At 54.0% G+C, this 24507-nt stretch carries 26 protein-coding genes; 13 read left to right on the top strand and 13 right to left on the bottom strand.

Annotation, left to right across the window (positions count from 1 at the left end; translation table 11 throughout):
• The first annotated feature begins 251 nt into the window (after positions 1-251).
• The 6 genes from KTE_RS41350 to mshB all read left to right on the top strand — a co-directional run bounded on the left by KTE_RS41350 (position 252) and on the right by mshB (position 5129).
• On the top strand, positions 252-1505 hold the full coding sequence (locus KTE_RS41350) for an RNA-guided endonuclease TnpB family protein (RefSeq protein ID WP_201392407.1): 1254 nt from the start codon (positions 252-254) through the stop codon (positions 1503-1505).
• A gap of 38 nt (positions 1506-1543) precedes the next feature.
• Entirely contained in the window at positions 1544-2236 is a 693-nt protein-coding gene (locus KTE_RS41345; RefSeq protein WP_201392405.1) for a dienelactone hydrolase family protein, read from the top strand.
• A gap of 304 nt (positions 2237-2540) precedes the next feature.
• The gene (iscB, locus tag KTE_RS41340) at positions 2541-3806 is read left to right on the top strand and encodes an RNA-guided endonuclease IscB (RefSeq protein ID WP_201392403.1); all 1266 of its coding nucleotides are present in this window, start codon (positions 2541-2543) and stop codon (positions 3804-3806) included.
• Positions 3755-3991, top strand: coding sequence for a transposase (locus KTE_RS50285; RefSeq protein WP_201392401.1), 237 nt, complete (start codon positions 3755-3757; stop codon positions 3989-3991). The genes iscB (KTE_RS41340) and KTE_RS50285 overlap by 52 nt, the downstream gene beginning before the upstream one ends.
• Positions 3982-4149 (top strand): transposase, encoded by a 168-nt coding sequence (locus KTE_RS50280; RefSeq protein ID WP_201392399.1) that lies wholly within the window; start codon positions 3982-3984, stop codon positions 4147-4149. Before KTE_RS50285 ends, KTE_RS50280 begins: the two co-directional genes overlap by 10 nt.
• Before the next feature lie 104 nt (positions 4150-4253).
• The gene (gene mshB, locus KTE_RS41325; protein ID WP_201392397.1) at positions 4254-5129 is read left to right on the top strand and encodes an N-acetyl-1-D-myo-inositol-2-amino-2-deoxy-alpha-D-glucopyranoside deacetylase; all 876 of its coding nucleotides are present in this window, start codon (positions 4254-4256) and stop codon (positions 5127-5129) included.
• A 167-nt stretch (positions 5130-5296) separates the two neighbouring features.
• Here the strand turns inward: mshB and KTE_RS41320 are convergent, their stop codons facing one another.
• From KTE_RS41320 to KTE_RS41275, 11 genes are all read right to left on the bottom strand, one after another.
• Complete coding sequence (locus tag KTE_RS41320; protein ID WP_201392395.1) at positions 5297-7192, bottom strand: ABC transporter ATP-binding protein; 1896 nt, start codon at positions 7190-7192, stop codon at positions 5297-5299.
• Entirely contained in the window at positions 7182-7313 is a 132-nt protein-coding gene (locus KTE_RS49155) for a hypothetical protein (RefSeq protein ID WP_255553067.1), read from the bottom strand. Before KTE_RS49155 ends, KTE_RS41320 begins: the two co-directional genes overlap by 11 nt.
• Before the next feature lie 64 nt (positions 7314-7377).
• Positions 7378-8442, bottom strand: coding sequence for an RRXRR domain-containing protein (locus KTE_RS41315; protein WP_201392393.1), 1065 nt, complete (start codon positions 8440-8442; stop codon positions 7378-7380).
• A gap of 498 nt (positions 8443-8940) precedes the next feature.
• Positions 8941-9651 carry an urease accessory protein UreG gene (gene ureG, locus KTE_RS41310; protein ID WP_201392391.1) on the bottom strand — a complete coding sequence of 237 codons (711 nt, stop codon included), beginning with the start codon at positions 9649-9651 and terminating at the stop codon, positions 8941-8943.
• 65 nt (positions 9652-9716) lie between these two features.
• Entirely contained in the window at positions 9717-11441 is a 1725-nt protein-coding gene (ureC, locus tag KTE_RS41305; RefSeq protein WP_201392389.1) for an urease subunit alpha, read from the bottom strand.
• Positions 11438-11788, bottom strand: coding sequence for an urease subunit beta (locus tag KTE_RS41300; protein ID WP_201392387.1), 351 nt, complete (start codon positions 11786-11788; stop codon positions 11438-11440). The genes ureC and KTE_RS41300 overlap by 4 nt, the downstream gene beginning before the upstream one ends.
• The gene (locus KTE_RS41295) at positions 11775-12101 is read right to left on the bottom strand and encodes an urease subunit gamma (RefSeq protein ID WP_201392376.1); all 327 of its coding nucleotides are present in this window, start codon (positions 12099-12101) and stop codon (positions 11775-11777) included. The genes KTE_RS41300 and KTE_RS41295 overlap by 14 nt, the downstream gene beginning before the upstream one ends.
• 18 nt (positions 12102-12119) lie before the next feature.
• Positions 12120-13103, bottom strand: coding sequence for an urease accessory protein UreD (locus tag KTE_RS41290; RefSeq protein ID WP_201392375.1), 984 nt, complete (start codon positions 13101-13103; stop codon positions 12120-12122).
• Between the two features lie 176 nt (positions 13104-13279).
• The gene (locus KTE_RS41285; protein WP_201392373.1) at positions 13280-13993 is read right to left on the bottom strand and encodes an urease accessory protein UreF; all 714 of its coding nucleotides are present in this window, start codon (positions 13991-13993) and stop codon (positions 13280-13282) included.
• Between the two features lie 91 nt (positions 13994-14084).
• The gene (locus KTE_RS41280) at positions 14085-14909 is read right to left on the bottom strand and encodes a methyltransferase domain-containing protein (RefSeq protein ID WP_201392320.1); all 825 of its coding nucleotides are present in this window, start codon (positions 14907-14909) and stop codon (positions 14085-14087) included.
• Positions 14910-14952: 43 nt separating this feature from the next.
• Complete coding sequence (locus tag KTE_RS41275) at positions 14953-15738, bottom strand: nucleotidyltransferase domain-containing protein (RefSeq protein WP_201392318.1); 786 nt, start codon at positions 15736-15738, stop codon at positions 14953-14955.
• Positions 15739-16117: 379 nt separating this feature from the next.
• On the opposite strand from KTE_RS41275, the gene KTE_RS41270 reads away from it, so the two are divergent.
• The 7 genes from KTE_RS41270 (at position 16118) to iscB (KTE_RS41240) (ending at position 22849) form a co-directional block, all read left to right on the top strand.
• Complete coding sequence (locus KTE_RS41270) at positions 16118-16726, top strand: hypothetical protein (RefSeq protein ID WP_201392317.1); 609 nt, start codon at positions 16118-16120, stop codon at positions 16724-16726.
• A 47-nt stretch (positions 16727-16773) separates the two neighbouring features.
• Positions 16774-17013, top strand: coding sequence for a hypothetical protein (locus KTE_RS41265; RefSeq protein WP_201392315.1), 240 nt, complete (start codon positions 16774-16776; stop codon positions 17011-17013).
• Between the two features lie 272 nt (positions 17014-17285).
• On the top strand, positions 17286-17753 hold the full coding sequence (locus KTE_RS41260; RefSeq protein ID WP_201392314.1) for an MGMT family protein: 468 nt from the start codon (positions 17286-17288) through the stop codon (positions 17751-17753).
• 159 nt (positions 17754-17912) lie between these two features.
• Complete coding sequence (locus KTE_RS41255) at positions 17913-18608, top strand: histidine phosphatase family protein (protein ID WP_201392313.1); 696 nt, start codon at positions 17913-17915, stop codon at positions 18606-18608.
• A 389-nt stretch (positions 18609-18997) separates the two neighbouring features.
• Positions 18998-20287 carry an RNA-guided endonuclease IscB gene (iscB, locus tag KTE_RS41250; RefSeq protein ID WP_201392312.1) on the top strand — a complete coding sequence of 430 codons (1290 nt, stop codon included), beginning with the start codon at positions 18998-19000 and terminating at the stop codon, positions 20285-20287.
• A gap of 32 nt (positions 20288-20319) precedes the next feature.
• Entirely contained in the window at positions 20320-21282 is a 963-nt protein-coding gene (gene cobS / locus KTE_RS41245; RefSeq protein ID WP_201392311.1) for an adenosylcobinamide-GDP ribazoletransferase, read from the top strand.
• Positions 21283-21559: 277 nt separating this feature from the next.
• Positions 21560-22849: an RNA-guided endonuclease IscB gene (gene iscB / locus KTE_RS41240; RefSeq protein WP_201392310.1), complete on the top strand. Its 1290-nt coding sequence runs from the start codon at positions 21560-21562 to the stop codon at positions 22847-22849.
• A gap of 98 nt (positions 22850-22947) precedes the next feature.
• Here the strand turns inward: iscB (KTE_RS41240) and KTE_RS41235 are convergent, their stop codons facing one another.
• A complete protein-coding gene (locus KTE_RS41235; protein ID WP_236600964.1) occupies positions 22948-23649 on the bottom strand; it encodes a class I SAM-dependent methyltransferase in 702 nt (233 codons plus the stop codon).
• 58 nt (positions 23650-23707) lie between these two features.
• The gene (locus tag KTE_RS41230; RefSeq protein ID WP_201392307.1) at positions 23708-24427 is read right to left on the bottom strand and encodes an MBL fold metallo-hydrolase; all 720 of its coding nucleotides are present in this window, start codon (positions 24425-24427) and stop codon (positions 23708-23710) included.
• Positions 24428-24507: the final 80 nt, after the last annotated feature.

Below are 24507 nucleotides of genomic sequence, written 5' to 3'. Positions count from 1 at the left end.
ATTTTACACTATCTACTATACTCCCATGAAGCACATGTTATAAGGAGAGTAAGAACAGCAATCGAACATGTGCGCGACTCTGCTGAAAGGTGTGCTAGTTGTTCACCTTTGGAGGCGTTGACAGAGAGACGATACCATGGTATGCTACACGCATGAGATAAGAAAAAATGTTCTAATTCATGATACTGATGTTTCTTGCGAAAGAGGCGAAGTCCATCTCTCAGTGTCGTGTTGAAAGGGAAGGGGTCTTCATGCTCCTGTGCAAAAAGATCAAACTTGACCTCAGCGAGCAAGACATCGCCACCCTTGAGTTCATGCAAGCAAAATGCCGAGGCCTCTACAATTGGTGGGTCATGAGGCTCAGAGACGGGGAGAAGTGGCACTTCAACGCATGCAAGAAAACCCTGGCCGAGAGCCGTGCCTATGATACTGAACTCAATCAGGTGTATGGCAAGCTGCTCGCCGAAGTCTACTACCGCTTGGATGCAGCCATGTGGGCCTTCTTTCGTCGCCTCGCCAATGGCGAAACCCCAGGTTTTCCCCGCGTGCGCCCTCGCCATGGCTTCTTTACCCTATGTTATCCAGCAATGTATCTCACGCTCGAGGGAAACACCCTCATTCTGCCCACAGGGGGCAAGGGCAAGAACAAGCAGTATCCCGCTATCCGTGCCACCCTCAACGAACTGCCTCCCGAAGACTTTCGAGAGGTAGCCATCAGTCGCGATGGAAGGGGCAACTACTATGCCTCCTTCAGCTATCGGCAACAAGAAGAGACCAAACTCGATGGTGGAACTGTGGCCTTTGATCTGGGCATTAAGACGCTCGCAACGGGTGTTACTGAAGAGGGCCGCTTCTATCACATCGGTGGGTTCAAAGGCTCGCGTTGGTACAACCGACAGCTTGACACACTTCGCTCGAAACGAAGCAAGTGCAAGAAGAAGTCCCGCCGCTTTCTTCATCTGAGCAAGGTCTATAAGCGCGTGTCGCAGAAGAAGCGTAACAAACAGCGCGATAGCCTGCATAAGGCGTCGCATCTCATCGCACGGCGACTGGTTGAGAGAACTGTCGTCGTGGGGGATCTCTCTCAACGGCAAATGGTCATGAAAGAGCATCAGGAGCGAAACAAGGCGCTCAATCGAACAGTGTACAACGACTGGGGCCTGTATGCTTTTGTCCAGATGCTCACCTACAAATGCCAGTTGTATGGGAAAGAGCTTCAGTTTCTAGATGAGCGCAACACGTCCAAGCAGTGTAGTGGCTGTGGGAATCTGCAAGACATGCCACTGCGCAAGAGGACGTATCGGTGCGCGGAATGCGGACTCGTCATGGATCAAGACGACAATAGCGCCGTCAATATCTTGATGAGGTTCCTTGCCCGGCGAGGGCCACACACTCAGGCTCGTCCTGAGTGCGGTGTGCTGCAGACGACCCAAAGCAGCGTAGAAGTCATGGGGACTTCCTGTGAGGGCCAAGTGCAGCAATTGAATCTATTCGAGTGTGGATAAGCACATTTGAGGAGATTTAGAAAAGCAGAGTAACAGTTATGGTACAGACGCAAGATGTGTCTTTCTCCTCGGGGAAGCGACAGGTACAGGGTTACCTGGCGCGACCGGAGGGCGAGGGCCCTTTTCCCGGCGTGATTGTGATCCATGAGATCTTTGGCATGAATGAGAACATTCGGGATATTGCGCGCCGCTTCGCGGATGTGGGATATGTCGCCCTGGCCGTGGATCTGTTCTCCGGACGCAATCGCACGGTGTGTATGTTCCGCTTTATGGGGCAGATGTTTCTCAAGTCGCTCAATAATGAGAGCCTGAACGATTTAAAGGGCTCACTTACCTATCTGACGGAGCAGCCGGGGATAGATGACTCACGCGTGGGCGCGATTGGTTTCTGCATGGGTGGTGGTTTTGCGATTGCCTGGGCCTGTACCGATGAGCGCCTCAAGGTCGTTGCTCCCTTTTATGCCGCCAATCCCAGGCCCCTGGACGCAGTCAAGCGTGCCTGTCCAGTGGTGGGCTCCTATCCCGAAAAGGACTTTACAGCTTCTCAGGGACACAAGCTTGAGCAAGCCTTGGAGCAGTATACCATTCCCCATGATATCAAAATTTATCCCGAGGCAAAGCATTCCTTCTTTAATGACCAGGGGAGCATGTATCACGCCGAGGCGTCCGAGGATGCCTGGCAGAGAGTGATGACGTTCTTTGAAGCGCAGATTGGACCAGTATCCGTATAGATATTGATTGATGTGAACTACCCCTGAGCGAAAGATTCAGGGGCTTCTTCGGAAGCCTGAGTTCACCAGACTGGTTTCCCGAAATGGAAACAGCGTTTGAAAGGTCATGACACCGACGGTTGACGCATCAGACTGTTGCTCTGTCGCCTGGGTTTAAGTAGGACTGAGGCAAGGTCCGGTGATCCAGGCCCAACAAGCCTTTTAAACAGTGTCGAGATGAAGCCGGATTCTCTTCGTGGTTACAGCGAAGAGATACGCATTACCCGGCGCTTGCTGGAGTATTTTCCGAAAGGAATCGCTTTCTATGAATAGTGTGTATGTTCTCTCACCGCAAAGAGCTCCATTGATGCCGTGTCGGCCTGTCGTTGCGCGTTTGCTCCTCAAACAAGGAAAAGCGAAGGTGAGGCGTCGAACCCCTTTTACCATCCAACTGCTGGCACCACCAGAGCAGGGGTATACCCAACCGCTCACGCACGGCGTCGACACGGGCAGTTCCGTGATTGGTTCGACTGTGGCTGATACCATGGGGAAGGTTTTTTATCTCTCGGAAGTCCAGGTACGCAACGATATCGCCGAGACGATGAAAGAGCGAGCGACGAAACGCCGCAATCGCCGTGCCCGAAAAACACGATACCGATCCGCACGCTGGCTCAATCGCAGGAACTCTATCAAGCAGGGACGTTTCTCACCAACTATGAGGAGCAAGATCGACGCTCATCTGCGAGAAATCCGTTTTGTTCAATCACTTTTGCCCATCACCTCCATGGTGCTAGAAACAGGAACCTTTGATCCTCATGCGCTCAAACATCCTGAAGTGCTCCACAAGAAGTGGCTCTACCAGAAGGGGGTCAACTATGGGTATGCCAATACGAAGGCGTATGTGCTCACACGAGACGGTTACACCTGCCAACACTGTGCAGGAAAATCGAAAGACAAGCGGTTAGAAGTCCATCATCTCGTTTTTCGCAGTCAGAACGGCAGTGATGAGGAAGCCAATTTACTCACCCTCTGCAAAACCTGTCACGATGGGCTGCATGCCGGAACCGTGACGCTCAAACACACGGGAAAGCACAAAGGGGATTTGCGTCATGCGACCCAGATGAACAGTATCCGCGTGCAACTTCTCCAACGAGTGGAAGCGGAGGAAACCTGGGGTTTTGTCACCAAAGAACATCGTCTATTGGCAGGACTGCCCAAGGAGCATATGTTTGATGCGGTGATGATCGCCACACGGGGGAAAACACCCGCGTTTGAGACCACGATCGTCATCAAGAAGCGATGCATCCCTGATGGGGATTACCAGCAAACCAAAGGCGTTCGCAGTGAACAACGCATCCCAACAGGGAAATTAGCCGGTTTCCGTAAATTTGACACCGTTCGCTACAAGGGCCAGGAATACTGTATTAAAGGGCGAATGGCAACAGGGTACGCGATTTTGATGGACATTGGCGGCAACAAGGTCGATTTGAAGCCCATCCCCAAGTTTAGCAAGATGAAGAGAGTGAGTGCCCGTTCCTCATGGATGATGAGACAAACAACCATGCCAAGTTCCTCATCCTCTCTCATATGATCGTTGTCTGTAAGTACCGGAAAAAGCTCTTACTGCCATATGGGGAAGAGGTCAAAAACCTTTTTGAGAGCATTGCTGCACGATCAAGCGTCTCTTTTGAGAGAATGAACGTGGATGAAGATCATATTCATTGTCTCAAAAGAAGCGAGCCGAAGCTTTCCCTACTGGTCATCGTATGCTGGTGAAAGCAAGAATCGACGTTTCAGCTTTGGCGTCTGCACGAACAAGAACGAAAAGACAATTTTGGAAGGAAAAGACCTTTTGGAGCGATGGGTATTTTTGCTGTACTGTCGGCAATGCAAGCCAGGGAACCATTCGGCTCTCCATTGAAAGTCAAGGCTGAATGTGGCAATTCATCCACGAAGCTAAAGACTTCGTGGTTTTCTTGCCACAATTGTATAAATTTTCGATATTGAAGTTTCACTGATAGTTGAGAAAGAGATCCTTATGACACAGACACTTCTGACTTTTATGGCTGTTCATGCTCATCCCGATGATGAGGTATTTGGCACGGGCGGCACGTTGGCTATGCTCGCGGCCCGGGGTGTGCGCACCGCCCTGGTAACGTCAAACCTGGGCGAAGAGGGCGAGATCGTTGATCCCGAGCTGGATGAGGCCGCGAAGCAGGCGATGTTCCCGCGCCTGGCTGAGGTGCGTCGGCAGGAGCTTCAGGCCTCTGTTGAGGCCCTTGGTATTCATGAACTGCGCCTGCTCGGCTATCGCGATTCGGGCATGGCTGGCCGTCCTTCTAATAATCATCCTGATTGTTTCCATCGAGCTGTGTTTGACGAGGCAGTCGGACGCTTAGTGGCGATTATTCGTGAGCTGAAGCCGCAGGTGATCGCGACCTACGATGCTTTTGGTGGTTATGGTCATCCCGATCACTTGCAGGCACATCGTGTGGCCCTGGCGGCCTTCGATGCCGCGGCCGATCCTCGTTGTTATCCCGATATCCCCGGTGCCTGGCAGCCCCTGAAGCTCTATTATACGGCGATGTCGCGCTCGATGATCCAGCAGGCGGTGAAGCAGATGCGCGAGAGTGGCGCCGATGGTCCCTGGAATAATCCAGAGATGAATATGGACCGTATGGGCACACCAGATGAACTCATCTCTACCTGTGTTGATGTGCGCCCACATATCGAACAGAAGATTCAAGCTTTACGTGCGCATAGAACGCAGATCGCGCCCGATAACTTCTTCTTTACCCTGCCTCCAGAGCAGCGCGAACTTGCTCTGGGATATGAGTACTTCACCCTGGCGCGTGATCTAACGGATCGCCGTCCTGGTCTCTATGAGCAGGATATGTTCACAGGCATTCTCTAACTTTATCCATGCTTACTCCTTCTGAAAAACAATACCTTTTCCTCGTGATGAGGCATTAGGGCGGTGAACTGTTTTACGGGAGAAACGGTAGTGCAGTTTCTCCACCAGCGCCACTGCTAGTGGCGCTGGTGGAGAAACATCCAACCGAAATGATCTATCTTTTGCTCTTACCGATACGCCTCCGCCTGCAAATTGAACAGCTCGGCGTAGCGGCCATCAAGCGCGAGCAGCTCAGCGTGTGAGCCGCTTTCTTTGAGCACGCCCTCCTCGATCACAAAGATACGATCGGCCAGGCGCACGGTGCTGAAACGGTGGCTGATGAAAATGGCTGTCTTCCCCTCGGTCAGCAGGCGGAATTTGGTGAAGATCTCATACTCGGCCTGTGCGTCGAGTGAGCTGGTTGGCTCGTCGAGGACAAGAATCGGCGCATTGCGCATAAAGGCACGCGCCAGAGCCACCTTCTGCCATTCGCCCCCGCTGAGCTGAGTACCATCCTTAAACCAACGACCCAACATGGTCGCGTAGCCATCGTGCAGTTTTGTAATGACCGCATTAGCCCCACTCTTGCCCGCAGCCCGCTCCACAAGTTCCAAATTCTCAATTTCATCGATCTGGCCCACGCCGATATTCTCGCGCGCGCTCATATAATATGTTACATAATCCTGGAAGATCACACCCACCACGCTCCGCAACTCTTCAATATCGTACTCGCGGATATCGCGCCCCCCCATCAAGATTTGACCCGCGTCCGGATCGTAGAGGCGCGTCAGCAGCTTCACTAGCGTGGTCTTACCAGCTCCGTTTCGCCCCACTAGCGCGATAGCCTCGCCAGCCTTGATGGCAAAGCTGACATTTTTTAAGGCAGCCTCGGTCTCAGGATCTTTGCCAGGATAGGTGAAGCTGACATTGCGGAACTCCACAGCCAGCCCGGGCGAGTTGGAATCGCGCTGCAAGGCATTTGGTCGGGCTGGCGAGATAATGCGCGGCTGATATTCCAAGAATTGGTAGAGGGTGTCCACAAAAAGATTGTTCTCGTAGATCCCTGAGAGATTGCCAAGAATCCCCTGGAAGCTTGAGCCAACCTGCATGGTCGCTTGTGTATACATGGTCAGGCTACCAATGCTGATCGCACCGATTACTGCCCGCAAGGCCACATAGATATAGATGGCCGAATTTGCCACGGCCGAGAGACTGCTCCAGGCAAAACTAGCCAGATAGCGCCGCACAATGATGCGTTTATCTTCTTGGTACAACGCCTCAGCCAGATCTTTAAATTGATTAATGAAAAAGTGTCCCAGACTGAAGAGCTTGATCTCTTTATTATAGGTGTCAGTGGTCATCAGGCGGTTCAAGTACATCATGCGCCGCCGCTTTGGTGACTGATGGCGCATCTTTTTATAGCCCCGCCAACCATAGCGTGTGCTGGAAATAAACGAGGGAATCGGCATAAACAGGGCGATCACCGCTAGCCACCAGGTTAGGTTGAGCAGCAGGAAGAGCATGGAGAAGAGCGTCACTAGCGTCTTGGCGAAATCGAAGAGTTGCGAGATAATTGACATCGGCTTATAGCTTGATTCGTCGGAGGCGTTGCGCAGCTTATCATAAAATTCCGCATCCTCAAAAAAGGCCAGGTCAAGTGTATTGGCTTTCTCCAGGATCATCGCCTGCACGCGATTGCTCACGCGCTCCTGCAAAAGCTGTTGCGCAATATTGCTCAAGGTACTCAAAAGGTTCTGTCCCAAACCCACGACCAGCTGCGCCCCTACAAAAAACCAGACCATGCCCAACGTGTGCGTGCGACTAAACGCGGCAGTGATCACACTATCGACCACGCCCCGCGTAATCCAGACGCTTAGCGCAGGCAAAAAGCCGCTGACAAAGCTGATCAGCGCCATAGTGATCGTGAGCAAAGGGCTGGTAGACCAGACCAGACGAATCACTCTCGGCAATTGCGTAAAGGCTAGAAAAACTCTGCTTAACTGAAATGTATCGTCGTTTTGTTCTTTGGTTTGCTTCCTTTTCGGTGTTTGGGGAGACCGTTGTCCGTTTCCATTACTCGACATGGACGAGGGCCCCTTTCTCGCTGGAGGTAATCACAATGCATTGCTCTCCCATTAATGGGGTTTGAGTACGAATGAAGTGGGAAAGCGAAAAGGGCAGTTGTGTAGCATCGGTATTCTGCATCGGTTGCATCCTTTGTAGATCTACTTTTACTCATCGGATCTCCACAGGCGTTCCTTAGTTGGGGCTAGGAAGAGTGGCTTCCCTTGTCCTTTGACGATGTGCGCTTTCCTCTGAGCAACCAGGAGCGCCAAGACAGCCAGGTCAAGACGCGACAGGTCTCCACTTTCGCTGCTTGCGTGAGTCGTGTGTTCGTTCGGTATTCGTGCAAGCTGATGGTGTTTCGCTTGCGGTCAACTCCGCCGACGGTACAAAGTCCGTATTTCTTGTGCTTGACAAGGGTTCCCCGTTTCACGCCCAATGAGCGGGTTCCCCCATAGGGCTTGCGCACGCCTCCCTTTGACGCTTGCAAACGATGGAGTTGGCGACGATGCAAGATGGCTGGCACCATGTACCACAGACGGGTGCAGGTGGGGTGCTCCGCCCCACTGATCGAGGCGGCGAGCACCCAACTATCCACCGTATGCGACTCAAAGGACTGCTTCGACTTGCTCTTCGTCTTTTTGAGGCCATGCTGCTCTCGAAGTTCCTTCGTCTGCCAGCCCTCGCGCAGATGCAGGGTGAGTCCCATCTCTCGCAAGAGTCGGTAGAGATGCTCCTTCCCCACTTGGACAGGACTAAAGGAGCCGTTCCATGTGCCCCCTTTGCCCTTGCGTGTGACCGCCTGCACATCTTCTACCACCACATCCGTCAATGGAAGGATGGTCCGCAAGTGCGCAAGAATCCTGGCTTTGGCTTCCCATCGACTTCTCGTTGAGGGGGGAATGCGCTGCATGCGGTTGAGACGGTTGTGAAAGCGCTTGGGCCTGCGCCACTTGCGCTGCCGTCTGGCCCTGCGCATCGTGCGCCTGGTCGCAACCGCACCTTTGACATGATCGGGTGCTTCCACCATCAAGTTGAGCACGGTGTCTTTGGTGCCAACCACGCTCAAACCCTCAAACTTCGACCCAGGATCGACCCCCGCGACGAGGGATTGGTTGTCTGGTTCCTGTTTGTAGCTCAGTTGGACGTAAAACAGCCCGAGCTTGTTGCGCTTGGGTCGTGCGTTGCCGCTTTTGAGCAAGTGGCGGGCTTTCGCTGGTGTGCATGGCATGAGCGCGATCCCGCGTGTATCGACAACAGGTATGCGCATAAGGGATTGCCCTTCTCCTGGTCCAGGCCAGGGTGAATATGACCCTTCGTGGTGGCATGAGAGGCGTAGCTACGAGTGTATCCGTAGCATCAGCTTCGGCGTGGCTAGGAGTGGTACGGATTAGGGTGGCGTCCGTGTACATCCTTGTAGCCCCTCACGCTGCTGTCTATTCCGAAAAACAAAGCCCACTAGTCCAAGAATTGCGTTGCTCTAGCCGTTTGAGCAAGCCCCCACATTCAATATGGGGGTTCTTGACTTCTCTTGAAAGCTCTTACTTTCTGTCTAAGCATACGGTAAACTGGAGCATATCGCAACTTTTTAGCTGATGAGTTAATTAGAAGTTAATTGGAGAATGGTGAACGATGACACACGTTATGGATCTAGGAGCTTTGCAGGCTGAGGGAGTGAAATATTGGAAATAGGTCTGGTTTCTATGAGTATGGTTGGCGAGCGTACGCTCGCCAACCATACTCATAGAAACCAGACACAACTTTTTATTTAGGCGTGCATGTGTTCGTGGGAGTGACTGTGGCTATGCGCCATACCCGAAGGGGCTGACCCAGTGGTGAGCAGGGTGCGGCGCTGCTCTAATGGAGCGCTCATCTGTTGCTCAAGCCAGGCAATGAGTTCAGATAGACCAGTTCCGACTTGCATGTTGGTGAAGATAAAAGGGCGTTCTCCACGCTGTTTGGTGGCGTCGTGGCGCATGACCTCAAGTAAGGCCCCGACAAAGGGAGCAAGGTCTATTTTATTGATAACAAGGAGATCCGAGCGACAGATGCCGGGTCCGCCCTTGCGCGGAATCTTGTCGCCGCCTGAGACGTCGATGACATAGATGGAGACATCGACCAGTTCGGGGCTGAAGGCCGCGGCCAGGTTATCGCCACCGCTCTCGACGAAGATCAGTTCCAGCCCTGGCAGGGTCTCCTCCAGCTCTTCAATGGCCTCCAGATTCATCGAGGCATCCTCACGGATGGCGGCATGGGGGCAACCTCCAGTCTCGACACCGCGCACGCGCTCGGGGGGCAGTGTGCCCTGACGCAGAAGGAACTCGGCATCCTCTTTGGTGTAGATATCATTGGTGACGACAGCCAGGTTATGACGCGGCCAGAGCATTTTGCTGAGGCGGTCGATGAGCGCGGTTTTGCCGCAGCCAACTGGCCCGGCAATACCGACGCGAAAGGCGCGAGGGTTTGTGGTTTGTGACATGGTGCCACTTCCTTTCATAACGCTTCAGGTTATCTATTTCCATTGTAATCCTGGTGTTATAGGAATTAAAACAGGAAGTAGCGCTGGGCCATGGGGAGCTCGGTCGCGGGCTCGCAGGTGAGGAGTTCTCCATCGGCGCGTACTTCGTAGGTTTCGGGATCGACCTCGATGGTGGGCATGGATGCGTTGTGGAGCATGTCGGTCTTGCCGATGGTCCGGCAGTTCTGGACCGCGACAGCTTGTTTGCGTAGGCCGAGCTTGCGAGGCAGGTCTGCCTCGATGGCGGCCTGGGAGGTAAAGGTCAGGCTGGTAGCGGCGGTGGCTCCGCCGAAGGAGCCGAACATAGGTCGATACATGACTGGCTGCGGCGTCGGAATCGAGGCATTGGCGTCGCCCATCGCGCCCCAGGCGATAAAGCCGCCCTTGATGATCAGTTCAGGCTTGACGCCAAAGAAGGCAGGCTTCCAGAGTACGAGGTCTGCCAGCTTACCCGCCTCGATGGAGCCGACATGTTTGGCTATACCATGCGTGATGGCCGGGTTGATGGTGTACTTGGCGACATAGCGCTTGACACGGAAGTTGTCGTTGCGCTCCGAGTCCTCTAGCAGGTGTCCGCGCTGCTGCTTCATCTTATGTGCCGTCTGCCAGGTGCGCAGGATAACTTCGCCCACGCGCCCCATGGCCTGGGAGTCGCTAGAGATCATGCTGAAGACTCCCAGGTCGTGCAGAATGTCCTCGGCGGCGATGGTCTCGGGCCTGATGCGACTCTCGGCGAAGGCCACGTCCTCGGGAACCTGGGGATTCAAGTGGTGGCAGACCATGAGCATATCCAGGTGTTCCGCGATAGTATTAACCGTGTAGGGGCGCGTCGGATTTGTGGAAGAGGGCAGAATATAGGGATACGAGGCGATGCGGATGATATCAGGGGCATGTCCACCGCCCGCGCCCTCGGTGTGATAGGTATGGATGGCACGCCCGGCGATGGCGGCGATGGTATTCTCGACGAAACCAGCCTCGTTGATGGTATCGGTATGGATCGCGACCTGCACATCGTACTGATCAGCGACACGCAGGCAGATATCGATGGCAGCGGGCGTCGTGCCCCAGTCCTCGTGCAGTTTGAGACCACAGGCCCCGGCTCGGATCTGCTCACTGAGTGGCTCCGTCGTCGAGGTGTTGCCCTTGCCGAGGAAGCCCAGGTTGACCGGCCAGGCCTCTGCCGCCTGGAGCATGCGCGCCAGGTTCCAGGCTCCCGGCGTACAGGTCGTGGCGTTGGTGCCGGTCGCGGGACCAGTGCCGCCGCCCAGCATGGTTGTGATGCCGCTGGAGATGGCCTCGTAGATCTGCTGGGGCGCGATAAAGTGGATATGGCTATCGATGCCGCCCGCTGTAACGATCATGTTCTCGCCTGCGATAACCTCGGTTGAGGAGCCGACGACAAGCTCGGGATCAACCCCGGCCATGGTATCGGGATTTCCGGCCTTGCCGACCTTGACGATGCGCCCATCTTTGACGCCGATATCACCTTTGACGATGCCCCAGTGGTCAATGATCAGAGCATTGGTGATAACCAGGTCCAGCGCTCCATTGACTCCTTCTCGCGTGGCGCGGCTACTCTGGCCCATGCCATCGCGGATAACCTTGCCGCCGCCGAAGGTGATCTCGTCGCCATAGGTGGTAAAATCTTGCTCCACCTCGATGACCAGGTCGGTATCGGCCAGGCGCACGCGGTCGCCCACGGTTGGGCCGTAGAGGTCGGCATAGGTCTGGCGTGGGATGTGCAGACTCATAGGGCGCTCTCTCCTTTCTCTGTAGGCGCTTCTGATGCCAGGGGACCATTGACACGTCCGGCGTGCCCATATACAATGCGCGCCCCTGCGAAGGGGACAAGCGTCACAACCTTTTCGTCGCCTGGCTCGAAGCGTACCGCTGTGCCAGCGGGAATGTTCAGGCGCATGCCATAGGCCGTGGCGCGCTCAAACTGGAGGACGGAGTTGACCTCGTAGAAGTGGAAGTGGCTACCGACCTGGACGGGGCGGTCGCCTGTATGCGTTACCTGGAGGTCGACGATAGTACGTCCGGCATTCGCCAGGATATCGCCAGCCTCGTCGTCAAGAAAATATTCACCTGGTTTCATATCTGCTCTCCTCCTGAATGGGGTCGTGAAGCGTCACCAATTTGGTGCCGTCGGGGAAGGTGGCCTCGACCTGGACCTCCGTAATCATCTCCGCGATGCCATCCATCACATCTTCACGGCTCAGGATAGTTGTTCCAAACGTCATAATCTCAGAGACGCTGCGCCCATCGCGGGCTGCCTCCATGATTTCAGCCGTCAGAATGGCCATCGCCTCGGGATAGTTTAGCTTGAGGCCGCGCTGCTGGCGTTTGCGCGCCAGCTCGGCGGCCACAAAAATCAAGAGTTTCTCCTGTTCGCGTTGCGTTAGTTGCAAGATAAGCTCCTTTTCTACTTAATAGATTTTGCGTGGCATGGTGGCGCTCCGGCCGTAGAGGGCTGTGCGTGCCTTGTGCCAGAAGTTTGGTAGCTGCTGTTGGAGGGTGCGGCCCTGCTTGCTGAGCGCGCGGATGACCAGGCCATGCGCGGAGAGCGTGCTTACGCCCCAGAGTGTCTCCTGAGAGCTGATCTCCTGGGCCATTTCTGCCAGTTCGCGCTCCAGTTGTGTCCAGCGACTGGCGTCAAGGCCTACGCGGCAGATATAAAAGGTACAGAAATGGGTGTAGGGTCCCAGGCGTGTGGACGAGGTAAGGGGCCGCAGAGCTGGCTCCAGGTGGGCTCGCTCACAGGCAATCAGGCGTTCGGGTGTGTATATATCCAGGTCCAGGAAGAGCTGCTGGTAGGCGAAGCGCTCCTCGCTGCGTCCTGGTGCCACGATCTCCCAGTAGAAGAGGCCTGCGTCCTGGGCCAGCTCGATGCGTGTCACCTGTTGATAGCGAGAGCCAGCAAAAGGTATCAGGGGATCGGGCAGGTATTCGAGCAGGGCATGCTCGCCGACGCGGAGCAGAGTGTTCTGGCGAGCCAGGGAATCACCAAGACGACTGCGATAGAGGCGCGTGGCGCTCGTCGAGGTAAGCTGTGCGTAGGCGCCCGCCTCCAGGGTTGCGTGTAGCTCCAACTGATCGCCGCCCAGGACTCCACCCGAGAGATTGTGCAGGTGAACCAGCGCGCCCCCCTCTGGCAGAGGAAAGGCGCGAATCACGCGTAGCGGCGGGCGCTGTTGCTCAACGCGCAGGCGCGTTATTGTGTGGGCCTCGGAGCGCGCGAAGCGCAGATGAAGCGCTCCCCGGATGTCCGGTCTGAACTGAGCAGTTTCAAGTTGAGTGTGATTGATTTGATTTTCAGACTCTGTATGAAGCATAATAGCCAAAGCAATCCAGGCAAATAGAGAGAACTCTCGTTGAGGCGCGGTACGCTCCGCCTGAGGCAAGACCCACACGATCTTCCTCACTTCCTCCACGCGATGAACAGCGGTTGATCTGGACGCTTGCGGGCGTCTATAGCAGGTAGGCATGGGGTTGGCAGGCTCCGCGATGAGCCATCTTCGGCACTGAGTTTCGAATCGATCACACTTGCTGGCGCAGTCCATACCAGCAAGTGTGATCGATAGCTTTTTTAGCTGATAAAGAGCCGGGTGGTAAGGGTTGGGTGGCGCATGCTCGCCAGATCCGGGAGGAAGGTAAAGCTAGTGATCTCATCCAGGGAGGTGTGATCGATACGCTTTCCAACCTCGATTAGAATTGGCTTGAGATGCCAGATAATGCTACTGGCCTGGTTCTGGCCCACAGGTAACAGGCGCTGACAGGCATAGACCAGGCTGGTCAGGGTTTGTTGTAGATAGGCCAGCACCAGGATTGATTCCTCTATCTCCAATATACCACCAGCCAGGCCAAAGGCTGTGCAATAGTGGGCCTCGCTCTGGGTTAACTTTGCCATGCGTAGCGCCAGCGCCAGGAGTTCGCCCCGGTCGCTCTCCTGAGCCAGCAACTGGACAAGCTGGAGGAAGCGCCTCCCTAGTGTGATGCTTGCCGTACGTGACTCGCGTGCGCTCTTGAAGGCGCTTAAACGCATATTGAGCATTTGCCAGGCGGGAGCGAAGTTAGCAGGCGGAAGCTTGCTAAGGCGGCAAGCTTCGCGGCAGAAGACGCCCTCCAGCAACCCGTTCTCTTGCATATAGTCAGAGAAGAAGGAGAAGAGCTGCTCGCTGGTGAGATGTCCGTCATCGGCGAGCGTCTCCAGGCCATAAGAGTGCGCGGTACTGCCGATGGGAAGGGCGCTATCTGCCAGTTGTAGTAGTTGTAGGAGCTGAAGATCCTGGCTATGTACCAAGCGCGACCTACTTTCTTTCTTAGTTATCAGGGGTTAAAGAGAGTGTACTGTCTAGAAAGCCTAAATACAAGGAAAGAGTACTAGCGGATAATTACACTGGCTTCTGCCCCAGCGTGATGAACGAGGTCAGCGCGTGAAAGAAGCCCCCAGAGCGGTTGGCCTCTTCAATGTGGGCGATCCATTTATCGGCCTCTTCCATGGTAACGCGTCCATGTTCCTGGGCTGTGCGCATACCCTCGATCAGGCGCGTAAAGGGGCGGATCGTCTCGTAATCGGTGGTAACCTGGGTGATGGTCTCAACGGTCACATTGACGAGACCGGCGCGCTTGTACATGCTATAGAGGCGATGCGCGATATCTGGCTGCTTCATGCCCGCGTTGCGGAAAGCGAGAAAGCGGTTCGTCACCTCGGGATAGGGCGTATCGATCACACGTGTCAGGTGATCTGGCTCGACGATGAGGATATAGCCGCCGGGCCGGATGACGCGTAGCATCTCGGCGAGGGCCTGTTCTGGCTCCTTCAGGTGCATAAAGACCCGGTCGGCGCGGCAGCGGTCGAAGCTATTGTCCGCGAAGGGCAGTTCATAGACGCTTCCCTGCATAAAACGTACGGAAAGGTGGCCTCCCTGGCTGCGCTGCTCGGCCTCGTCAATCATCACCTGGCTATAGTCCAGGCCCGTAACCAGGCCGCCCGGCGTGACCAGCCTGGCCATCGCGCGTACCTCCTCACCTGTCCCGCAGCCAATGTCGAGCACCTGCTGGCTGGGCTGAAGTGTGAGCAATTCGATCGTGCGCCGCTTATACTGGCGCGTGAAGTCGGTCGCGTGCTGTGCGTCCAGGCACTCCACATAGCCCTGGGGAGCGCCCGCCTGGTCCACGCGATCAAAGCCTGATTCCGCCCGTCGTTGTTGGCTCATAAGATATGCCCCTTTTCAGGAAGAGTTACATATTGATTTGTTTTTAGAGGGCTTCCTGTTTGAGAAAATCAATAATCGTTGTAAGCGCCTTCTCATGCTTTGTGTTAAGAGCATATTGCAATTCATGAGTCATTGTTTGTAACAACTCAATATAGAACGTATCCATTGCTCTCTCATTCTCGGGGTATAGATAGCGTTTCAGCTGTATGCTTTCTTCATATGTATCCAGAAGCTGATACTCTAAAAGGCCCAAACGCTCTACTGAGAAATCATGACATATCTCTTGATATTTGTTTAAAAGAGTACGGTCAAGCTGTGCTTTGTAGAACTTGTACGCGCTGAAGTGTTTTCCTCGTTTCCGATACTTCATATACCGGATAGCCCCTAAATGATATCCATATAGGGTGTTGAGGGGTTCTTCAAGCATAGTGGGGAGAAAAGTAGGTGCCACGTGAGGAGGAAGCGCCTCTCTTCGATATACACACGCCTGCTCAGCAAAAGAGGTATTTTCTGTTCTGTCAGCGATGTTGATATCAAGTTTAGTGTAGAGCGGAAAGTTCTCAAAAAGTATCATAAACGCTGTGTAGCCAACGCGGGCAACCAGGGGGAAGGCCATAAGTACTGGACCGATCTCTTCAAGGTAGTGCCAGAGTTGGCTCATCGTTGCATCAAAGTTCTGCGAGACAATATGTAAATCCACGTCAGAATAACGATCATGCGTCTTTTTTGCATATGATCCGAACAAATATATTTCGTAGACATAGGGATCTGATGCAAAGGCCTGGATTGCTTGGGATAGGAGTTGTTCTACCTGGCTGGCTTGTTCCATTTGGCCTGATCTCCTTCCATATGTTCCTGAGTATCAGGAGAGTTGTAGCATACCATTTACTCAACAGGATCATCAAGAGGGAAACAATAGCTTTCGAGCATGTGAGGACCTTACTTCTAGCTGCCACCCATTTACATGAGTAACCTGAAAGAAGGATTGAAACATCTAGAAGAGAAAATGTATGGCTGGTATGATGGACGGGTATTGAGTAAGAAAGGATAGGAAAGATAATATCATGGTGCAGCCAACTGCCTCTCTCTTGCGTTTCATGTGGAGCGATCCTGAGAGACAATCTACTGCTTTGACCGCGTTCGCTCAGTGGGTAAAGGATGGTAATTCCAGGCGTGAGAGCGAGAATAGATTGAAAGAACTGGCAACTATGTTTGTACGAGAGCAAGCAACAGATGAATTGCCAGAGCTAGATCTTGAACAGATTCGCTGGGGTCAAATCATGGAATTTTTGTTTATCAGCGAAAAGCGAAAGCGTTTACATGAGCAGTTGCCGCCTGTTCCCCCAGATGAGCTCTGGACTGAACTCACTGACGAAAATAACGGAGGGCCTTTATCATCTCACCCACAACAGGACAGAGCGATCAAAGATACCGTACCTGTTCCTTATCTACCCCTGGAGCAGAAATTACTGGCATTGGGTGGTAGGCGTATGGTTTATCAAAGTGAGCGTACTCCGGGAGCTTTGTTGGAGCGTGGGGAAGTTTGCGCTGGCACCGTCGAATTGGTGCCAGGAGAAGCAAGTGAATGTCATATTAATTCCGCCGACTTGTGGAACCAGAATCGGCAGGCCCTTGCCATTGTTACTGGCTATGGCCTCTCTGAAGATGGTCTGTGGCGGCAACATAGCTGGCTTATACGAAGAGATCCTGAACCAGGCAAGGATCGCATTATCGAGACAACCGTTGCCCGAATAATGTATTTTGGTGTCGTGCTCAATGATAATGAAGCGCAAAATTTTCTAGATGCAAATGTATAAGTGTAGCTCTTATTGTTACTGCTGCTTCATTTCGTTTGGGAGGGTGTATGACTGCTAGTGAGAAAGCATTTCTTGGCGAGAAGGTGGCGTGGGTTGCTGCGGCAATACAGATGCCCGAGGAGTTTCGCAAGCGGGCGAAACTAGCAACTGAGGAATTAGGAGCTAAAGTCATTTCTCTGCTACCCGATTTTTTTCATCAGCCACCTAGAATTCCTGAGAATGCCAAAATACAATTTTCTGGCCTTGGTTTCACGCTATTAGGGCTACCCTGCTTTTGTTACGTCTGATGCCAGAAGATCAAACTGTTAGAGGAAAATTGAATAGCTGGGCAATGAACCCATCCTGATGCGAGCCACTTTAAAAAGTGAACTAGAGCAAAGCTGACCTCTATGCACGCCAGTTTCTTAGTAAAAGCTGGTTCAAAATATTAGCGGTATGTCGTCTAAGTGAACTTACAGGCGCGTGTTAGACCAGAGTAAGGAATGTGCTTGCATAGGTGAGGGCGATTGCGGTACTATGCGTTTTGAGGTTACAGGAATTACGCAAAAGGAAGTGTGATATGATGCAGAATTCTTCTACGACGCCGGAGCCGGTGGCGCTATTGAAGGCGCGGGTCTTTGCCCTGGTGGAGGCTTGCCCGACGGGACGTGTGACGACCTATGGTTGGATTGGTAAGGCGCTAGGCTATCCACGCGGGGCACGCATGATTGGTTGGATCATGAATGATGCGCACGAGGGGGTACCGGCGCAGCGTGTGGTGAATAGCAAGGGTGAGCTGAGTGGAAGCTGGGCCTTTGGGCAGAAAGGGCGTATGCGCGAGCTGCTGGAGGCCGAAGGCATTGAGTTCTCTGGCGAGGATCGCGTGGATATCAAGCGCTATGGCTGGGACCCCTCGCGTGACCTGGATGCGGAGGAACTGCAGCAGATTGTGAGCGCCGCCACGCCTGACAATAGCGGCTCCAGCAAGCGCCTGCTCTTCCTCCTGCAAAACGATCCCGCCTCGCCCCTGCGTGAGGAGTTACAGTAGGCCGCTACTGGCGTACGTGGCTACTGTTTGTAGGGGCCATGCTTGCATGGCCTTATCCTGAAAGCCATGAATTGTGCTGGTGGAGTGAGTCCAAGCAAGCTTGGACCCCTACAAGTTGGCAGGTGCTGTAATTGATTCCGTGCATTAAGAGGGGGTGAGATGATGGTTGGCGATGTGAGTCTGGAGGAGCTGAGGATGTTGCGCAGGCCGCTGCGGCTGTGGCTGGCGCGGCATGGGGTGACGCAGTGGAGCGTGGGGAAGCGCTATTGTGGCTGGAGCGATCCCCCGCTCATCGCAGAAGGAGAGGTGCAGGCCCGCTGGTTGGCGCAACGCTTCGAGAGACAGGCTATCGCGAAAATATATAGTAGCGACGCCCGACGCGCTGTACAGACAGCAGAGATCATCAGTCAGGGGGCGCCTGAACCTGTGGCTATAGAGCAAACGCAAGAGTGGCGAGAGATGCATTTTGGCGCCTGGGAGGGCCTGACCTATACAGAGATTATGGCCAATGCTGCGGAGCAACCAGGCTTTTTCAGTGACCCGGTAGGTGAGGCGCCGCCGGATGGGGAGAGCTTTGAGCGCCTGGTCACGCGTGTACGCCAGGGGCTGCACAGAATATTTATGGATGTGAATGCCGAGGCCGGGTTGCGTGGAGAGGAAGAGGCTCACTATGTGCTTGTCAGCCATGGTGGACCGTTGCGTGTACTGCTCTGTCTCCTACTGGCTTTTCCTGTGGAGCGCCAGTGGCAGTTTCGCCTGGACCCTGGCTCGCTGAGTGCGATAGACCTCTTTCCAGGCCAGAGAGAGGGCGAGCCTTTAGCAGCCATACTGGCGCTTCTGAACGAACAGCGATAATATATAATCAGGAAAAGAGAGGGGAGGCGCAGGAGGGTCGCTCTCCTGCTGGGGTGTGGGGAACTGATTGCTTACTCGATGGATATAGCAATAGAGCAGGGAGAAGGAGCGCAGTCAAAGTGTCAGGTACCCCATGCCTAAAGGCATGGGCTTGTGAAAGCAAGCTCGGACCTGTCCAGACTTAGCCATGGACCTTCTGCGCGAGGCAGGAGGTTATCAGGCTACGATAGAGGAGAAGTGTTCAAGTTCCTACCTACAGGTGCGTGCCAGCCGGTAGCCCTAGAATCTCTGGGTTAAACAGCAAAGCGGGGTCTATGCAGTGCTCAGAGAAAAGTACCGCCCTCTATCATTGTCGAGGCAACCATTACCCTGGAAACAGGAGGCTCAACGTGAGCAATGTTTTTGTGATTGATCGTGACTATACACCTTTAAATCCGGTGCATCCAGGACACGCGAGGCGCTTGCTCAGGCAAGGGAAAGCAGCCGTGTTTAGACGTTACCCGTTTACCATTGTGCTCAAACGGGTGGTAGAACAGCCAGAGGTCCACCCCTTGCGCCTCAAGCTCGATCCAGGCAGTAAAACGACGGGAATTGCCCTGGTGAACGACACCAACGGCAACATTGTGTTCGCGGCTGAACTCTCACATCGAGGGCATGCCATTAAAGATAGCCTTGATAGTCGTCGTGCAAGTCGCCAGGGGCGGAGGCAGCGTAAAACACGCTACCGCAAGCCGCGATTTGACAATCGACGGAGGAAGAAGGGATGGTTGCCACCCTCGTTAGAAAGTCGCCTTGCCAACATTCTGACGTGGGTGGCTCGCCTGTGTCGCTATGCTCCCATTGCCGCTCTCAGTCAGGAGCTTGTGAAGTTTGATCTGCAATTGATGGAGAATCCCGACATTGCAGGCGTGCAATACCAGCAAGGAACCTTGCAAGGCTATGAAGTCCGGGAATACTTACTGGAAAAATGGGAACGCACGTGTGCCTATTGTGGCAAACAAGAGGTCCCGCTTCAGGTAGAGCATATCCATCCACGTGCCCGTCGTGGGACGAACAGGATGAGCAATCTTACCTTGGCTTGCCAAGCATGCAATACTGCCAAAGGCACTCAGGAGATCGACGTCTTCTTGCAAAAGAAACCTGACGTGCTCAAGCGTTTTCTCGCTCAGGTCAAAAAGCCACTCAAGGATGCCAGCGCTGTCAATAGCACACGCTTTGCTTTGCGAGAACGGCTTCAAGCTCTCGGCTTGCCTGTCGAGTGTGGGAGCGGTGGCTTGACGAAGTTTCATCGTAGCACGCGAGGACTGCCCAAAAACCACTGGCTGGATGCAGCTTGCGTAGGCAAGAGCACGCCTGAAGTGCTTTCGTATAAGGGAGTCATCCCACTGCGAATCAAAGCGACAGGGCATGGGAGGAGGCAAATGTGTGTGCCTGACAAGTATGGCTTCCCGAAGCGGCACAAAGAGCGCAAAAAGACATTTCTTGGGTATCAAACGGGTGATCTGGTCAAAGCCATAACGCCCAAAGGACCATTTGAAGGACGGATAGCTATTCGTCATCGGCCTTCATTCCGACTGGAGAAGGTCGATATTCACCCCAAATATATGCGTTGTGTGCAACGATCCGATGGCTATGAGTATACACAGAAAGGAGTGCGCCATGCTCCTCCCCATAGCTAAAGCCAGGGGTCCCTGCATGGCGCAATTTTTAGATGGAGAACGAGCCAACACCACACAGTATGCCAACCGAGCGGGACTCAGGGTCCTGGCGACCGGGAGGAACGAGCTATGGTAGCGTGAGCAGGGGGCGGCAAGCGTCGGGATCACAGCCCCCGCGCGGACCAAAGTGGCGACCATCGCTATCCCCAACAAATACTTCATTGGGTGAGCAGTATGCCGAGTTCGTCGCGGCAGTACAGTTCCTCTCCGTATTGCCAGTACCTTCGAGGTCGGGACGAGCGCCGCAGAGCACGCAGGATGCTAACACAAGCAGTCAGACAAGGATTGGTGCCGCCTATTTCCCTATAGTTGGATTGATCTTTGGCTTGCTCTTGTGGCTGGTCACCTGGGTATTGGGCTTTCGTCTGCCACACCTGGCGTTGACTGCGCTGTGTGTCGTCGGGCTGGTGATCCTGACGGGTGGGCTACACCTGGATGGCTTGATGGACTCGTGCGATGGATTACTGGGAGGGAGAACGCGTGAGCGCAAACTGGAGATCATGCGCGATAGTCGCGTAGGTAGCTTTGGTGTCCTGGGGGGCATCTGCACACTGCTGCTCAAGTGGGCCTTTCTGGGGAGCATCTCGGGCGCGCACCTGGTGCCCTCGCTCATGTTGACGCTGGTCCTGGGGCGCTGGGCCATGCTGCTCGCGCTGTATGTCTTCCCCAATGCGCGCACGAGTGGTCTGGGTGTCAGCTATAGGCAGGTGGTTACACGCGGACAGGTGTTGCAGGCAGGAGTTATCTCGCTGGTGATCGCACTGATAGCGGGCGCCTGGCTGGCTTCGGGGCTGGGCCTGCTCATAGGTCTGCTAATCTGGGTGTGTGCTGGTATCTGCGCCCTTCTGTTTGGCAACTGGATAAACGCGCAGATAGGCGGTCTGACAGGCGATAGCTATGGCGCGATTGAAGAACTCACTGAGGTTGTGTTGCTCCTTGTGCTGGCGCTACTCTAAGCGACATATGCTAGTCAGGAACCCCAGCCTTTAGGCATGGGCTTGTGAAAGCAAGCCTGGACCTGACCAGTCTCAGCCAGAGCGGACTTGATGGATAGAATCATCAAGGCTATCGGGCTACGTTAGGAACGAAATAGGTACGTTGGGGTGCTTTGCCAGCTCCAACCGCTACGGTACAGCATTAAACATCCCTAGAGGGTTAAGGACGTGTGTTGTACGTAAAACCGTTCGCTAACTTTGACGAGGCACACATTACCTACGAAAGTAGAGGCTCAACTTGAGCAATGTTTTTGTGATTGATAGTGACTATAAACCGTTAAACCCAGTGCATCCAGCACGTGCAAGGCGCTTGCTTACACAGGGCAAAGCAGCCGTGTACAGGAGATACCCATTTACCATTGTGCTCAAACGGGTGGTAGATCAGCCAGAGGTGCAACCCTTGCGCCTCAAGCTTGATCCTGGCAGCAAAACCACGGGGATTGCCCTGGTGAACGATACCAACGGGAACGTTGTTTTCGCGGCTGAACTTGAGCATCGTGGGCACAAAATTAAGGGAAGCCTGGATAGTCGTCGTGCGGTTCGTCGCAATCGGCGCAACCGCAAAACAAGGTATCGCAAACCGCGATTCCAGAATAGAAGGCGCAAGAAAGGGTGGTTGCCACCATCGCTGGAAAGTCGTCTTGCCAATATTCTGACGTGGGTAGCTCGCTTGTGTCGCTATGCGCCCATTACCGCTCTGAGCCAGGAACTGGTGAAGTTTGACATGCAACTGATGGAAAACCCAGAAATTACCGGCATAGAGTACCAGCAGGGCACGTTACAAGGCTATGAGGTGAGGCAGTACCTCCTTGAGAAGTGGGGCAGAACATGCGCCTATTGTGGCAAGCAAGATGTGCCCTTGCAAATTGAGCACATTCATCCTCGCGCCAACGGTGGCACCCATAGGATAAGCAATCTTACCCTGGCCTGCGAGCCATGCAATAGTGCCAAAGGTGCGCAGGATATTGCGGTGTTTCTTGCGAAGAAGCCTGATGTGCTCAAGCGCATTCTGGCTCAGGTCAAAAAGCCTCTCAAGGATGCCAGTGCAGTGAATGCTACACGCTTGGCCTTGCTTGAACGGCTCAAAGCATGTGGCTTGCCTGTCGAGTGCGGCAGTGGTGGGTTGACCAAGTACAACCGAACCACAAGAGGGCTAGCCAAGACGCATTGGCTCGATGCCACCTGCGTGGGCCAAAGTACGCCTGTTGTGCTGTCTCACCAGGGAATTGTGCCATTGCGCATTACTGCCACCGGACACGGGCGAAGACAAATGTGCGTGCCTGATGAGTATGGGTTCCCCAAGCAACACAAAACACGCAAAAAGACGTTTTGGGGCTATCAAACGGGCGATATGGTCAAAGCTCTTACCCCGAAAGGAACCTTTGAAGGGCGTATTGCCATTCGTCACCGCCCTAGTTTCCGGCTTGGCAAAGTCGATATCCACCCCAAATATATGCGGTGTGTGCATCGGTCTGACGGCTATGAGTACCAACAGAAAGGAGTGCGCCATGCTCCTCCCCATGTCTAAAGCCAGGGGTCCCCGCATTGCGCAATTTTATGATGGATCTGTTGATGAATGAGGCTAAGGGTGGATTTGATACACTTCTGAATCTGGGCTGTGCACAATCACGATCGCCTTCGAGATTGTGCAAGCCAAACTGTTCGCCCACCAGCAGTAGGGTCTTCGACAGCATGTGCCACAACATCGAAACCGAATTGATCAAGCAATATCTGGTATTCCGCTGGATCGAGGCTGGCATGGTAGAGTGGTTCCCCCCGATACTCACCAATCACCTCGCCGTGCCGTGGACCAGTATTGAACAGAAGGAAAGCGGAAGGGGCTGCATGGGCGGCGAACACCTTGAACATTTTTCGCTGATCATCGGACTTGAGGAAGAAAAAGCTGTCCCAACCGAGAATGCCGTCAAATCGCCGGTGAAGCGCGATTGCTCGCATATCCGACACAATCCACTCCTGCTCCGGCATGCGCTTGCGACAGAGGGCGATGAGCGTCGAAGAGGTATCGACACCAGTGACACGAAGTCCATGCTGCACGAGATTGTGAGCGACAGGCATTCCTGACCCACATCCAAGGTCGAGAACGGTTGCGCCTTCGGTCAGGCATTTGACGAACCGATCATGCCAACCCTTGTCATTCCATTTTCTGCTATTGCGATCAGCATCCCATTCAAGAGCGTATCGCTCATATATCTCAGGGATCTGTTCGGCGAGGTGCTTTGTCATGGTCTGTAGTATAAGCGTTTGCTCATCTTCTCGCAAGTTCTCGCGATAAATTGGCTGAAGGTTTGACCAAAAATACAGTGTCAAGAACCTCTGTGTCAAACCTTCACCTGATTTTCGGCGGTTTAGCCTGTTTCGTCCAGGCTTAAGCGAACTTACTGGCAAAGGCTTTAATGATGCTGGCGGCGTTGCTGATCAGTGGTTGACCGTGGCCGAGGCAGATAGTTGCAACATTCAGTTCAGCAACTTTATGGATTGAGCGTTTAGCCTCGGCTATATCGGGAGTCGCTGCAACCATGGGTAGGAGGAAACGACCCAGGGGGGAGCGCATCATAACATCCCCTCCAAAGAGAATACCGCGCTCCGCGTGCCAGAAGCCACACTGGCCCGGGCTATGTCCCGCCAGGTCAACAACCTCCAGGCCCGGAAGCACCTCATCGAGTCGATCACCCTCCCTAAGTTCATAATCGACCGGAACAGCTACAGTATGGCGTAGTTTGGGTATCACCCAGGCATCATAGACGATGCGGTCAAAGGCACCTAGCTCCGCCTTTGAGGGATGCAGGGGTCTCTTCTCGCCACGAATGACCGCGCTCTCATAGCGATGGTGGGCGTAGACCTGGGCGTCAGTTGCCTCCTTGAGAGCGGCCAGGCTGCCATAGTGATCCCAGTGGGCGTGCGTGATAAGGATGCGTTTGACCTGATTAAGCTGATATCCTGCGTTCTTGAGCTCCTTCTCCATCTGAGGAAGAGAGCCGGGAACCCCCGTATCGACAAGCGTCAGGCCATCGGTGGCCTCGATGACATAGCTGTGGGCGAGGCGCAGACCCTCGATACTAGAAATACCATGTTGAATGTGTTGCATAGCTATTCTCCTTTATTTAGTACTATTCAGTACTAATATGTGCGCAAAAAAAAGAGCACGCTTCTTTCTATTTGACAGAC

The sequence above is a fragment of the Ktedonobacter sp. SOSP1-85 genome, from assembly GCF_016587415.1.
GTDB lineage: Bacteria > Chloroflexota > Ktedonobacteria > Ktedonobacterales > Ktedonobacteraceae > Ktedonobacter.
This window is presented reverse-complemented; position numbering and strand designations above follow the sequence as displayed.

Coding starts and splice junctions, on each gene's coding strand:
- mshB (WP_201392397.1), top strand. CDS start 4,254: ATGACACAGACACTTCTGACTTTTATGGCTGTTCATGCTCATCCCGAT.
- KTE_RS50285 (WP_201392401.1), top strand. CDS start 3,755: ATGGATGATGAGACAAACAACCATGCCAAGTTCCTCATCCTCTCTCAT.
- KTE_RS41270 (WP_201392317.1), top strand. CDS start 16,118: ATGTTTGTACGAGAGCAAGCAACAGATGAATTGCCAGAGCTAGATCTT.
- KTE_RS41230 (WP_201392307.1), bottom strand. CDS start 24,427: ATGCAACACATTCAACATGGTATTTCTAGTATCGAGGGTCTGCGCCTC.
- KTE_RS41315 (WP_201392393.1), bottom strand. CDS start 8,442: ATGCGCATACCTGTTGTCGATACACGCGGGATCGCGCTCATGCCATGC.
- KTE_RS41320 (WP_201392395.1), bottom strand. CDS start 7,192: ATGTCGAGTAATGGAAACGGACAACGGTCTCCCCAAACACCGAAAAGG.
- ureC (WP_201392389.1), bottom strand. CDS start 11,441: ATGAGTCTGCACATCCCACGCCAGACCTATGCCGACCTCTACGGCCCA.
- KTE_RS50280 (WP_201392399.1), top strand. CDS start 3,982: ATGCTGGTGAAAGCAAGAATCGACGTTTCAGCTTTGGCGTCTGCACGA.
- KTE_RS41265 (WP_201392315.1), top strand. CDS start 16,774: ATGACTGCTAGTGAGAAAGCATTTCTTGGCGAGAAGGTGGCGTGGGTT.
- ureG (WP_201392391.1), bottom strand. CDS start 9,651: ATGTCACAAACCACAAACCCTCGCGCCTTTCGCGTCGGTATTGCCGGG.
- KTE_RS49155 (WP_255553067.1), bottom strand. CDS start 7,313: ATGCAGAATACCGATGCTACACAACTGCCCTTTTCGCTTTCCCACTTC.
- KTE_RS41300 (WP_201392387.1), bottom strand. CDS start 11,788: ATGAAACCAGGTGAATATTTTCTTGACGACGAGGCTGGCGATATCCTG.
- iscB (WP_201392403.1), top strand. CDS start 2,541: ATGAATAGTGTGTATGTTCTCTCACCGCAAAGAGCTCCATTGATGCCG.
- KTE_RS41255 (WP_201392313.1), top strand. CDS start 17,913: ATGATGGTTGGCGATGTGAGTCTGGAGGAGCTGAGGATGTTGCGCAGG.
- KTE_RS41280 (WP_201392320.1), bottom strand. CDS start 14,909: ATGAGCCAACAACGACGGGCGGAATCAGGCTTTGATCGCGTGGACCAG.
- KTE_RS41345 (WP_201392405.1), top strand. CDS start 1,544: ATGGTACAGACGCAAGATGTGTCTTTCTCCTCGGGGAAGCGACAGGTA.
- KTE_RS41350 (WP_201392407.1), top strand. CDS start 252: ATGCTCCTGTGCAAAAAGATCAAACTTGACCTCAGCGAGCAAGACATC.
- KTE_RS41260 (WP_201392314.1), top strand. CDS start 17,286: ATGATGCAGAATTCTTCTACGACGCCGGAGCCGGTGGCGCTATTGAAG.
- cobS (WP_201392311.1), top strand. CDS start 20,320: ATGGAGAACGAGCCAACACCACACAGTATGCCAACCGAGCGGGACTCA.
- KTE_RS41275 (WP_201392318.1), bottom strand. CDS start 15,738: ATGGAACAAGCCAGCCAGGTAGAACAACTCCTATCCCAAGCAATCCAG.